Source organism: Bifidobacterium sp. W8104 (assembly GCF_016100735.1).
GTDB classification, from domain to species: Bacteria; Actinomycetota; Actinomycetes; order Actinomycetales; family Bifidobacteriaceae; genus Bombiscardovia; species Bombiscardovia choladohabitans.
Window position 1 is genome coordinate 1,393,384 of the sequence record NZ_JACFRW010000001.1, and the last position, 13,297, is coordinate 1,406,680.

At 60.8% G+C, this 13,297-nt stretch carries 7 protein-coding genes; all 7 read left to right on the plus strand.

Translation table 11 applies throughout. The features are described from left to right. Positions 1 to 2: 2 nt before the first annotated feature. The 7 genes from rplO (at position 3) to H3U89_RS05405 (ending at position 13,268) form a co-directional block, all read left to right on the plus strand. The gene (rplO, locus tag H3U89_RS05375) at positions 3 to 467 is read left to right on the plus strand and encodes a 50S ribosomal protein L15 (protein ID WP_045935711.1); all 465 of its coding nucleotides are present in this window, start codon (positions 3 to 5) and stop codon (positions 465 to 467) included. Positions 468 to 651: 184 nt separating this feature from the next. After that, positions 652 to 1,980, plus strand: coding sequence for a preprotein translocase subunit SecY (gene secY / locus H3U89_RS05380; protein WP_198177319.1), 1,329 nt, complete (start codon positions 652 to 654; stop codon positions 1,978 to 1,980). A 246-nt stretch (positions 1,981 to 2,226) separates the two neighbouring features. Continuing rightward, positions 2,227 to 2,799, plus strand: coding sequence for an adenylate kinase (locus H3U89_RS05385; RefSeq protein ID WP_198180435.1), 573 nt, complete (start codon positions 2,227 to 2,229; stop codon positions 2,797 to 2,799). A 333-nt stretch (positions 2,800 to 3,132) separates the two neighbouring features. Then, positions 3,133 to 4,938: an ABC transporter ATP-binding protein gene (locus H3U89_RS05390; RefSeq protein ID WP_415873565.1), complete on the plus strand. Its 1,806-nt coding sequence runs from the start codon at positions 3,133 to 3,135 to the stop codon at positions 4,936 to 4,938. Next, positions 4,931 to 6,943, plus strand: coding sequence for an ABC transporter ATP-binding protein (locus H3U89_RS05395; protein WP_198180433.1), 2,013 nt, complete (start codon positions 4,931 to 4,933; stop codon positions 6,941 to 6,943). Before H3U89_RS05390 ends, H3U89_RS05395 begins: the two co-directional genes overlap by 8 nt. 284 nt (positions 6,944 to 7,227) lie before the next feature. Further along, positions 7,228 to 10,593: a DUF5107 domain-containing protein gene (locus H3U89_RS05400; RefSeq protein ID WP_198180432.1), complete on the plus strand. Its 3,366-nt coding sequence runs from the start codon at positions 7,228 to 7,230 to the stop codon at positions 10,591 to 10,593. Continuing rightward, positions 10,590 to 13,268 carry a glycoside hydrolase family 2 TIM barrel-domain containing protein gene (locus tag H3U89_RS05405; protein WP_198180431.1) on the plus strand — a complete coding sequence of 893 codons (2,679 nt, stop codon included), beginning with the start codon at positions 10,590 to 10,592 and terminating at the stop codon, positions 13,266 to 13,268. Before H3U89_RS05400 ends, H3U89_RS05405 begins: the two co-directional genes overlap by 4 nt. The last annotated feature ends 29 nt before the right edge of the window (positions 13,269 to 13,297 follow it).

The following is a 13,297-nucleotide window of genomic DNA, read 5'->3' on the forward strand; positions in this document are numbered from 1 at the left end:
TTATGGCCAGCGACAAGCAAGAGCCCACCATCCTGCAGATGCACGACCTGCGTCCGGCTCCGGGCGCCAAGCGCGACCGCATCCGTGTGGGTCGTGGCGAGGGGTCCAAGGGCAAGACCTCCGGTCGTGGCACCAAGGGCACCAAGGCCCGCTACCAGGTCCGTCCGGGCTTTGAAGGCGGCCAGCTGCCCCTGTACATGCGGCTGCCCAAGCTGCGCGGATTCAGGAGCCCCTTCAAGAAGGAGTACCAGGTGGTCAACCTGGGTGCTCTGGAAGGGCTCTTCCCCAAGGGTGGCGAGGTCACCGTCGAGGATCTGGTCAACAAGGGAGCGGTCCGCAAGGGCCACCCCGTCAAGGTCCTGGGTGATGGTGACGTCAAGGCCGCTTTCACCCTCAAAGGCGTCAAGGCCTCGGCCTCGGCCAGGAGCAAGATAGAAGCCGCAGGCGGGTCCGTCTCCGAGGACTGATACTCATAGGGGACAGACCGCAAGGCAGATGATTCCGGCCCTCCCCGCTCCAAGCGGGCGGGGGCCGGAACTCGTTTCCGGCCTGGTTGCCGTCGGGTTTGACGGAGCCATCGGCTAAGCTGGTCGGAGCAAGAAGGTGCGATGCACCGGGACCAACGCGCGGGCGCGTAGGGAGGGAACTTAGGTGAGGACGTTAATCCAGGCCTTCAAGACCAAGGAGTTGAGGAAGAAAATCTTCTTCGTCCTTGGCATCATCATCATCTATCGCATCGGGTCGTTCATACCTACCCCAGGCGTGGATTATCCCGCCGTGCAGAAGTGCATCACCACGGCTGGCAATGAGGACTTCATCGGCCTGGTGAACCTGTTCTCCGGCGGAGCTCTGCTGCAGCTGTCCATCTTCGCACTGGGCATCATGCCCTACATCACTGCATCCATCGTGGTACAGCTGCTGCGCGTGGTCATTCCTCGCTTCGAGGCTCTGCACAAGGAGGGCCAGTCAGGCGAGGCCAAGTTGACCGAGTACACCAGGTATCTGACCATTGGTTTGGCGGTGCTGCAGTCCACGACCATTCTGGTTACGGCCAACCAGGGTGCGCTCTTCGGTGGTGCCTGCCAACAGCATGTCATCCCTGATAGCTCCTGGTGGAATATGGGGGTCATGGTTCTGATCATGACCGGCGGCACCGGTCTGATTATGTGGATGGCCGAACTGATCACCGACAAGGGCATCGGTAACGGCATGTCCGTCCTGATCTTCATCTCCATCTGCTCCGGCTTCCTGCCCCAGCTCTGGAACATCGGTTGGGGGACCAACGGCAAGGACGGCGACTGGGTCAAGTTCGGCATTGTCGTGACCGTCCTCCTGGTCATTCTGATTCTGGTCGACTACGTGGAACTGGCTCAGCGCCGTATTCCCGTCCAGTACACCCGTAGGATGATTGGCCGCAAGATGTACGGCGGATCCTCCACCTATCTGCCGCTCAAGATCAACATGTCAGGCGTGATTCCCCCGATCTTCGCTTCCTCGATTTTGGCTATACCCACCCTAATTGCCCAGTTCGGCAATTCCGATCAGAGCTGGGTCAAGTGGATCGATGCCAACATGGCCAACACGACCTCGGTCTGGTACATCGTGCTCTACTCGGTCATGATTGTCTTCTTCTGCTTCTTTTACACCTCCATCACCTTCAACCCTGATGAGACGGCCGACAACATGAAAGAGTATGGCGGCTTTATTCCGGGCATCAGAGCCGGACGGGCCACCAGCCGGTACCTGTCATACGTGATGAATCGGCTGAACACGGTTGGCGCCATCTATCTGCTCTTCGTCGCTCTGATTCCCACGGTGCTGATCATGCTGCTGAAGATCAACTCCAAGCTGCCCTTCGGCGGCACCACCATCCTGATTATCGCCGGTGTGGGCCTGGATACCCTGCGACAGGCCAGGGCCCAGACCGAGCAGTTCCAGTACACCGGTTTCCTGCTGGAGGGTGAGCACAAGGAAGGCTGACTCTTCTGCCGAACACCCGTGAGTGATTTCAGGCTAAACAGTTTGAAGGTCCGGCCCCGGCCCTTGGTGGCAGGGGTCGGCCTTTATGTGTCAGGAAAACTGTTTGCATGGGTTTAGTGGGTGCTGCCTGTATTGGGCCAGGTAGCCGCTAGCATACGTAAATGAGGGTTCTGCGCGGTTAAGACGGCCAAGGCCGTCTGGGGCCGGAGAGCTAAGAGCAAAAGAATATCGAGCAAAGGATAGGGAATGGCACAGCGACTGTTGATCATGGGACCTCAAGGTGTTGGCAAGGGCACGCAGGCGGCCTTGCTCAGCAAGTATTACGGGATTCCGGCCATTTCCACCGGCGACATCTTCCGCTATAACCTCAAGAATGGAACCGAACTGGGCAAGCAGGCCAAGGCCTACACCGACAAGGGTGAGCTGGTTCCAGACGAGCTGACCAACAAGATCGTCAAGGACCGCCTGGGCATGGACGACGCAGCCCAGGGCTGGATTCTGGACGGCTACCCCCGTTCGGCCTCCCAGGTCGAGGCGCTGGACAAGATGCTCCAGGAGCTTGGCACTCCGCTGACGGCTGTGGTGGCCCTGGATGCCGACCATGACGTGCTCATGCAGCGCATCGCCAAGCGGGCAAGGGAAGAGGGGCGGGCAGACGATACCCCCGAGGCCATCGCCAAGCGTCTGGATATCTATGCCAAGGAGACTGCCCCCCTGCTGAACACCTATAAGTCCCGTGGCCTTCTGGTCGCAGTGGATGGCCAGGGTGAGGTCGACCAGATCTCCAAGGAGATTATCGCCCGGTTGGACAAGCGCTGATTCATAGCCTGTCAGGCGAGGGGTCTGTCACTGGCTCAATCAACGATTCCGGTCAATGAGCAGGGCCACGCATGCCTGTTCGGAGCACACAGGCAGGACCCGCTGGCAAGACCAACTGGAGCAAAGAAGCTGCATGACCCCAAGGGGCGTGACAGCTTCTTTTTGTGGAGGGCGGAAATCCGCACCCGTCCGCCCAACCCTGGCGGACAGGATGATAGCCTAGGTGCATTCAGACCCTCTTTCGAGGGTATTGCATGTCGGTGATTGGCCGTAAAAGATAGAGAAATCAGTACAGAAACAGAAGAGGTCCACTTGAAGGGGTCTACTGCATCCGTGGTCAGATCGGAAAAACAGGAACCAGCGCGTCCGAAGCATACCATCCGAACCATCCTGCGCTCCCTGCGCGAATACCGGAAGGCGAGCTTTCTGGCTCCGGCCTTCGTTTTTCTTGAAAGCGTTCTGGAGATTGTGATTCCGACCATCATGGCCTCCCTGATCGACCAAGGGGTCTCGGGAAGGTCCATGCCGGCCATCTTCAAGTTCGGGCTGATATTGTTGGCCTGCTCCGCCGTCTCGCTTTTCTCCGGGTTCATGTCCGGACGGTATGCGGCCATCGCCTCTTCCGGCCTGGCCAAGAATGTCCGCAGCGATCTGTTCGACAAGGTGCAGTCCTTCAGTTTCACCAACATCGACCGCTTCTCCACCGGATCCATCATCACCAGGCTGACCACTGATGTGACCAACCTGCAGAATGCCTATCAGATGGTCATCAGGGTCGGGGTCAGGGCGCCGATCATGGTCATCGTGGCCTGGCTCTTTTCTTATAGGATCTCCAGGCCCATATCACTGGTCTTCCTGATTGCCATCCCCATCCTGGGCTTCGGGCTGATAGGCCTGTCCCTGCTGGTTCACCCCATCTTCGAGCGCGTCTTCCACACCTACGACCACCTCAACAATGTGGTGGACGAGAACCTCCAGGGCATCAGGGTGGTCAAGTCCTACAACCGGGAGGACTACGAAGAGCGCAAATTCAACGGGATTTCTTTGGCCATCTACCGGGCCTTCTGCAAGGCCGAGCGGATCATGAGCCTGAACCCGGCGCTGTTGAACTTCTGCATCTACGCCTCTCTGCTGGTCATATCCTGGATGGGCGCCTCCCAGATTGTGGCCTCGGGGAACAACGCCGCCCTGGGGCTGACCACGGGCGATCTGACCGCCCTGGTCACCTATGCCATCCAGATCATGATGGCCATGAACATGGTCTCCATGATCGTGGTCATGGTGGTCATCTCCCAGGCTTCCGCCGAGCGTATCTGCCAGGTGCTGAACGAGGTCAGCACCGTGCATGATCCCGCCAATCCGATCATGAAGGTGGCCGATGGATCCATCAGCTTCCAGGATGTGACCTTCCGTTACTCGGACCGGTCCGAACGCCCCGTTCTGAGCCATATCAATCTGGACGTTCCCTCGGGCTCCACCCTAGGCATCGTGGGCGGGACCGGCTCCTCCAAGTCCAGTCTGGTTCAGCTCATTCCTCGTCTCTATGACGTGACAGAGGGGTCCCTCCAGGTGGGCGGGGTGGATGTGCGTCAGTACGACCTGACCGTCCTGCGCGATCAGGTGGCCATGGTGCTCCAGAAGAATGTCCTCTTCACCGGGACCATCGCCGAGAATCTGCGCTGGGGCAACCCTGAGGCCACGGACGACGAGCTGGTGCGAGCCTGTACCCTGGCCCAGGCCGACGATTTCGTGCGGGAGTTTCCTGACGGGTATCAGACCTACCTGGACGAGGGCGGCACCAACCTCTCCGGCGGCCAGCGACAGCGTCTGTGCATAGCACGGGCCCTTCTGAAGAAGCCTGACATCCTGATTCTGGATGACTCGACCAGCGCCGTGGACACCAAGACCGACCAGCTGATCCGCCGGGCCTTCAGTCAGGAGATTCCCGACACCACCAAGATCATCATCTCCCAGCGTCTGGCCTCTGTAGAGGATGCCGACATGATCGTGGTCCTGGAAGAGGGCAGGATTCTCGACAAGGGCACCCACCAGGAGCTCCTGGGAACATGTCAGGAATACCGATCCATCTACGAATCACAGACCAGGAACCAGAGCGAGGAGGACAAGGACCATGAGTGACGGATCATTCAAGGACCGCAAGCCCCGCCTGGACAAGGCCGCGCCGGGAACGACCCGTCGCATCCTGAGCTACTTGCTGGCCTACCGCTGGCAGCTGGCGGTAATAGTTGTCTGCATCATCATCAGCGCCGGGGCTCAGGCGGCATCGGCCTTCTTCCTCCAGCCGCTGATCGACAACTACATCCTGCCGCTGGTCGGGGCCGACAACCCTGACTGGGGACCGCTGATGAGAACCCTGATTCTGATGGGTTGCCTTTATGCGGTGGGGACCTTCTGCTCCTGGTTCTGGAACTGGCTGATCGTCAAGGTCGAGCAGGGCACCCTGAAGACGATCCGCGACCAGATGTTCGCCCACCAGCAGGAACTGCCCATCGGCTTCTTCGACACCCATGAGCACGGCGACACCATGAGCCGCTACACCAACGACACGGATACCCTCCGGCAGGCCATATCCCAGTCCTTCCCGCAGATGGTCTCCTCGGTCCTGTCCGCTCTGGCGGCCCTGATCTCCATGCTTTGGCTCTCCATTCCCTTCACCGTCCTGACCCTGGTCTTCGCGGCGGTCCTGATTGTGGTGGTCCGGGTTCTGGTCACCCGAAGCGGCCGGTACTTCGTTCACCAGCAGCGCTATCTGGGCCAGGTGAACGCCTTCGTCGAAGAGGCCGTCAACGGGCAGAAGGTCGTCAAGGTCTTCAACCATGAGGATGCCACCGCCAAGGTCTTCGCGGAGAGGAACGAGAAGCTCTTCCAGGCCTCGGCCCAGGCCAACACCTACGGCAATGTCACCATGCCGGTCGTGGGCAACATGGGCTACCTGCTCTATGTCATCCTGGCCATCGTCGGTGGGCTGGCCGGCATTGCGGGCATGGGCAATGTAGGACTGACAGGGGCGGGGCCGCTGACCCTGGGAACCATCGTCTCCCTCCTTACCCTTTCCCGCTCCTTCATCAACCCCATCGGCCAGGTCTCCATGCAATTCAACATGGTCATGATGGCCCTGGCCGGCGCCTCCCGGATCTTCGACCTGATGGACCAGCCTGCCGAGTCCGACCAGGGTACGGTCAGATTGGTCAGTGTCGAACTGGCCTCGGACGGCCGGACCATGACCCCCGTCGATCACGAAACAGGGCACTGGGCCTGGAAGCGCGAGGCGGATGACGACGGCAGGCGCTCGTTGGAGGCCGCCATAAAGCTTCCCGGTGATGCCCGTGATGTGGCCCTGAAGGCCAAGGATCAGGCCGTCACCTCCCCTGACGGGAGATACACCCTCCTCCAGGGGGATGTGCGATTCACCGATGTCAGCTTCGGATACGACCCGAGCAAGCCTGTCCTGCACGATATCACCTGGTTCGCCAAGCCCGGGCAGAAGGTGGCGCTGGTCGGTGCCACCGGTGCCGGCAAGACCACAATCACCAACCTGATCAACCGTTTCTACGACATCCAGCAGGGGCAGATCCTCTATGACGGGATCGATGTGAGGAATATCTGCAAGCCTGACCTCCGCCGCTCCCTGGGCATCGTCCTTCAGGATGTCAACCTCTTCACGGGCACCGTCCTGGACAACATCCGCTATGGGCGCCTGGACGCCACGGACGAGGAGTGCATCGAAGCTGCCAGGATGACCAACGCCGACAGCTTCATCCGCATGCTTCCCCAGGGCTACCAGACCGTTCTTGAAGGTGATGGAAGCGGATTGTCCCAGGGTCAGCGCCAGCTGATTTCCATTGCCAGGGCGGCGGTGGCGGATCCTCCGGCCATGATTCTGGACGAAGCCACTTCCTCAATCGACACCCGAACCGAGGAGGTGGTCCAGCAGGGCATGGACGCGCTGATGCGCGGCAGGACGGTCTTCGTCATCGCCCATAGGCTCTCCACGGTTCGCAACTCCGATGTGATCATGGTCCTGGACCACGGGCGAATCATCGAGCGCGGCAATCACGATGAGCTGATAGCCAAACATGGCGAGTACTACCAGCTCTACACCGGAGCCCTGGAACTGGAGTAGGGTTCTCCGGGATTGCCGAAGGTCAAAGGAGGGCGCCGAAAGGTATGACCCGGCGCAAGGCGAATGCCAGCCTAGGGGGTCGGTCCTTGATGGGCCGACCCCCTTTCATGTGTATGCCTCCGTCCATTCTCAGCTGTCGCCCCGAGCTGAACAAGTGCCGGTCAGTCATAGGACTCAGTAGCAATTTTTTAATATTTTCAAACAATTTATGCAGTTCTGAGGGCCGATTCCGACTATAGACTGAGAGCAAATATATACAGTTTTGCTGAGCAGACAAGGGGCTGATGACCATGGGCGTCACAGTGAAAGTCACAGAGCTGACGATTCCAACCTACGGGATCGGAAAACCGGACAAGAATCCGCAATTTATTGAAAATCGAGTCTACCAGGGTTCTTCGGGTCGGGTCTATCCCTACCCGGTCATCGAGACCATCTCGGATGAATGCAAGGATCAGGACTACAAGGCGGTCATTCTGGAGAACGAATACCTGGAGGTGACCGTCCTGCCTGAGCTGGGCGGACGCATCCAGTATGCCCGGGACAAGACCAACGACTATGACTTCGTCTACCGCAACCGGGTCATCAAACCTGCCCTGGTGGGCCTGACCGGCCCTTGGATTTCCGGCGGCATAGAGTTCAATTGGCCGCAGCACCACCGGCCCAGCACCTTCCTCCCGGTGGACTGCACGCTCAAGGACCTACCGGACGGTGGCAAGGCGGTGGTCTGCCATGATACCGACCGCATATACGGCACCCAGGTCACCACGACCATCGCCCTGCATCCCGGGCTCAGCGTCATCGAAATCTCGGCCCGGCTCTACAACGGCACGCCTTTGCCGCAGTCCTTCCTCTGGTGGGCCAACCCGGCCGTGGCGGTCAACGAGCACACCAGGACCGTCATGCCGCCAGATGTCACTGCGGTCATGGACCACGGCAAGCGCGACGTCTCCCGCTATCCCATCGCCACGGGGACCTACTACAAGCACGACTATTCCCAGGGAGTGGATATCAGCCGCTACAAGAACGTGCCGGTGCCCACCTCCTATATGGCTGCCCATTCGGACTATGACTTCGTCGGCGGCTACGATTTCTCCCGGCAGGCGGGCATTCTGCATGTGGCTGACCATCACATCTCCCCGGGCAAGAAGCAGTGGACCTGGGGCTGCGGGGACTTCGGCCACGCCTGGGATCGCAATCTGACCGATGCCGACGGCCCCTACGTGGAGCTGATGACCGGGGTCTTCACCGACAACCAGCCGGACTTCACCTGGCTCAAGCCCTACGAGGGCAAGACCTTCACCCAGTACTTCATGCCCTACAAGCAGGTGGGGCTGGTCAAGAACGCCAGCGTGGATGCGGCCCTGAACCTGGAGGTCGGCCCCGAGCAGACCTTCGGAGCTGGCGGAGAGCATGAGGGGATCGAGGCCCAGGGACTGAAGGCCGGGCAGGGGCGAGTCACCGTCTACGCCACACGGGTTCAAAAGGATGCGCGTGTCCAGGTCGCTGCAGATGACGGATCCATCCTCTACCAGTGGCAGGGCACCCTCGGCCCCGACAATCAGGTCAGGGCCGAATTCGAGACAGGTGATCGTCCGGCCACTGCACTGACAGCCCGGGTGGAGGACGCTCAAGGACGGCTTCTGGTCAGTTATCGTCCACAGCCGCCCGCCGGCGGAAGGATTCCCGAGCCGGCACAGGCCGCCGATCGGCCGGAACGTATCGCCACCAACGAGGAACTGCTGCTGACCGGTCTGCACCTGGAACAGTACCGCCACGCCACCTACCGGCCTGATCCCTACTACCTGGAGGGGCTCAAGCGTGACCCGGGCGATGCCCGCATCAACAACGCCTACGGCCGACTCCTGCTTCGACGCGGCGACTTCGCCGGAGCCGAGCGGCACTTCCTCACGGCCATCAGGCGGTTGACCTGGCGTAACAGCCAACCCTATGATTCCGAGGCCCATTACAATCTGGGCCTCGCCTTGAGCTATCAGGGACGAATGGACCAGGCCTACGACGCCTTCTACAAGGCCACCTGGGATGATGCGCAAAAGGAACGGGCCTTCTTCTGCCTGGCCTGCATCACGGCATGTCGCGGCCAGCTGGAGCAGGCTCTGGACTTCGTCCAGCGTGCCCTGACCCGCAACACCGACAACATCAGGGCTCGTGGGCTCAAGGCCTATCTGCTGCGTCGGCTGGGCAGGCAGGATCAGGCGGACCAAGTGGTCCGCGAGAATCTTGCCCTGGATCGGTTCGACTTCGTATCCGGCTACGAGCGGGTCTTGGCAGGCGGTGATCCGGACGAGCTGTCCAGCCTGATGCGCGGGGATTACCTCAACCTGCTGCGGACGGCACGAGACTATGCGGCATTCGGCGCCTATGAGGAGGCGCTGCAGCTGCTGGGCCAGGCCGATCAGCAGCAGCCCATGGTCCGGTATTATCAAGGCTGGTATCTGCACCTGCTGGGTCGGAAGGATCAGGCCCTTCAGGCCTTCCAAGCCGCTGAGGCCGCGCCTTCGGACTACTGCTTCCCCAATTCCTTGGATGATATCGCCCCCCTGCGCACGGCCATGACCCTGGTCGACGGTCCCAAGGCAGCCTATTATCTGGGCTGCCTCTACTACGACAAGTCTCTGACGGACCGGGCCATCAAGCTCTGGGAGCACTCCCGGCAACTGGACCCCGACTTCGCCACCGTCCACCGCAACCTGGCCATCGCCTATGGCAACAAGAGACACGATTGGCAGGCCGCCGATCAGGCAATCGAGACCGCCTGCCGGTTGGATCCCGAAGATGCCCGGGTCTTTCTGGAGCGGGATCAGCTCCACAGGCTGATGGGCTGGAGCTTTGCCCGGCGACTGAAAGAATTCGAGCAGCATCCGGAGGTTGTGGCCCGCAGGGACGATCTGTACATCGAATACCTGAGTCTGCTCAATCAGACTGGCGGCTACGAACGGGCCTATCGGCTGATGAGCGGCCGGCACTTCCATCCCTGGGAGGGCGGCGAGGGCAAGATCACCGCCCAATACAGAATCTCCCTGAAACTGATGGCCAAAGACGCCATGGCGGCCAAGGACTGGGACCGCGCTGCTGATCTGCTGGAGCGAGCCATGACCTATCCGGAGAACCTGGGCGAAGGCAAACTGGAAGGTCAGAAGGACAACGATCTGCACTACTACCTTGGGCTGGTCAGACGATCAGCAGGTGACCAGGAAGCTGCGAATCAGGAGTTCCGTCTGGCCTGCCTGGGCTCGGGGCAGGTGGGGGAGTCGCTCTACTACAACGACCAACCCGCTGAGATGGTCCTCTTCCAGGGGCTGGCCCATCAGGCCCTGGGCGAGCAGGGTCCGGCCAACGCCTGCTACTACCGGCTGCTGGACTTCGGCGAGCAGCACTTGGACGACCACGTGGAAAAGGACTACTTCGCGGTCTCCCTGCCCGACTTCCTGACCTTCGATGCGGACTATACCCGTATGAACCGGGTCCACTGCCTCTACCTGATGGCCCTGGCGCGCATCGGCACAGGGCAGATCGATCAGGCTCGGGAGTGCCTGAAGCAGGTGCTGGAACTGGATGCCGGCCATATTCAGGCCGGGCTGTTCACTGATGAATTGGACCACAGGGCAATTCTTACCGGGAGGAAAGCATGACCAAGGTGGCATTGACCGGAGCCTGGTGGGTTGAGTCCCCGTCTGAGCTGCAGGGGACCGTCCTGCTGCCAGGCACGTTGGACACCAACGGACTCGGACATGATGATCAGGAGCTGTCCGCCAACTATGGCAGTGACAAGCCCGGCCCCATCGGTTCTCGGCTGACCAGGCGGCATACCTTTGAAGGGACGGTCAGGCTGTCCCGGCAGATCCGATGGACCCCACAGCCGGGGCGGAGGATCTTCTTCGAGGTGGAGCGCGCTCGCCGCCTGGAGGTCAGGGTCGGCGAACATCCGGCTGAGCCCTATCGCCCCCAGACCTTGAACACGCCGCATGTCTTCGAGCTGACTGGGCTGCTGAAGGGCGATGACCTGCTGCAGGTGGATTCCGACAACGCCTACCAGGGCATGCCCCACGACGCCATCCTGGATTCCTCGACCGCCACTGACCACACCCAGACCAACTGGAACGGGCTTCTGGGGAACATCGACCTGCGTGTGGAGGAGGATACCTTTATAGACAGGGTTCGTGCCTACCCCCATGGTGATGCGCTGACCGTAGAGGCCGATGTGGATTCGGGACAAGGATTCCATGGTCGCCTGAGGCTCTCTTCCGATGCGCTGGCCCAGCCTCTGGAGGTCGCTGCGGACCTGGAACCCGGGCGGCGAACACTGACCTGGTCCGATCTGCAGCTTGATGCCCGGGCGAATCGCTGGGACGAATACCAGGGCTGTCTGCACTGCATAACAGTTGAACTCCTGACGCCTGACGGAGCCAGGGTGCTCTCGCGGGTCAGCACGGATTTCGGCATCCGCGACTTCTCGGCCGATCAGCAGGGGAGACTGGCGCTGAACGGGAGGGCCTTCTTCCTGCGTGGCGAGGCCAATTGCGCTGAGTTTCCGCAGACCGGCTTCCCGCCCATGGACGTGGGCTCCTGGATCCATATTCTGAAGGCCTACCGGTCATACGGAGTGAATGTGGTCCGATTCCATTCACACTGCCCTCCTGAGGCAGCCTTCATCGCGGCGGACCGGATGGGGATGATGATGCAGCCCGAGCTTTCGCACTGGGACTGCCATCATGCCTTCCAGGAGGATGTCAGTTATCGCTACTATCGCACCGAACTGGAGCAGACACTGCTCTTCCTGGCCAACCATCCCTCCTTCGTCATGCTCACCCTGGGCAACGAGCTGTGGGCGGATGCGGCCGGTCACCAGCGCATGGCTCAGCTGATTGAGGATGCCCGGAGCATTGACGATACCCGACTCTATGCCAATTCCTCCAACCCGCACTATGGCCAACTTGGCAGCGACGGCTGCAACGAGGTCTACACTTCTGAGTCTTATAAGGGCCACGACCTGCGCTGCTGCTTTGCCAACATGCGTGGGTCCACCAACGCGGTTCATCCGGGCACTGCCCACAATTTCGAGGACTCCATGCAGGAAGTCCGCAAAGAGTGCGAGGTGCCGGTCTATGGATTCGAGGTAGGGCAGTATGAGGTGCTGCCTGACTTCCGGGAGATTGAAGAGTTCACCGGGGTCACCCGTCCTGACAATTACGAAATGATCCGTGACAGGGTTCGTGAATCGGGCCTAGACCGGCGTACCTGGTTGGACTGGGTGGCCGCTACAGGCGAACTGTCGCGGATCTGCTACCGGGAGGAGGTGGAGTCCGTCCTGCGAACCCCCTCCATGTCCGGGCTATCGCTGCTGGGTCTTCAGGACTTCCCCGGACAAGGCACGGCTTTGGTGGGCATGATGGATGCCCATCTACACCCCAAGCGCTTTCCCTTCGCCCGCCCTGAACGCTTCCGGTCCTTCTTCACCGACCAGTTGCCGCTGGCAGTCATGGACCGCTACGCCTATACCAGCCGGGAGAAGCTCTCAGGGACGGTCAAGGTGGCCAACTACGGCCGACGTACGCTGCAGGGTGATCTGCGGCTGCGGTTGCAGGGCCGGGGGGTTGATCAGGAGCGTGTCTTCCGTCAGGTCACATGTCCGGTGGGCAAGCTGACCGAACTGGGGGCCTTCGAACTACCTCTGGACGGAGTTGGAGGCAACCAACGCTGCCGTCTGAGTCTGGAGCTCGACGGTGTGACCAACGTCTATCCGGTCTGGGTCTACCAGGACAGCCAGCCTGACCGGCCGGACGGTCTGTACGAGGCCAGGAGGTTCGACCGGCAGGCGCGTCGGGTCCTGGATCAGGGGGGCACGGTCTATCTGAGTCCCGATTCCACACCCCAGTCCCTGCCCAGATCCGTTCAGGCTCACTTCTCCACGGACTTCTGGTCGGTGGGAACGTTCAAGGAACAGAGCGGCACCATGGGGCAGCTCATTCAGTCCGACCACCCTGTTTTCGCAGATTTTCCGACCGACTCGCACACTGACTGGCAGTGGTGGCCCATGGCCACCCAGCGGGCCATCATCCTGCCCGAGCGCTACCAGTCCATCATCACCGAGATGGACAGCTACGCCTACCTGCGACCCATGACGCAGCTGCTGGAATGCCGTTGCGGCAGGGGTCGGCTTCTGCTCTCCTCCATGGGCCTGCAGAATCTGACCGAATATCCGGAGGCTCGGGCCCTTCAGTCCAGCATCTATCGGTATCTGGGCTCCGAGGACTTCAACCCGCGCCAACGGATCGATCCCGAGGTCATCGACCAGCTGGTCGCCTGAGTCCCGCTGTCCGCCAAAGTGCAATAAGG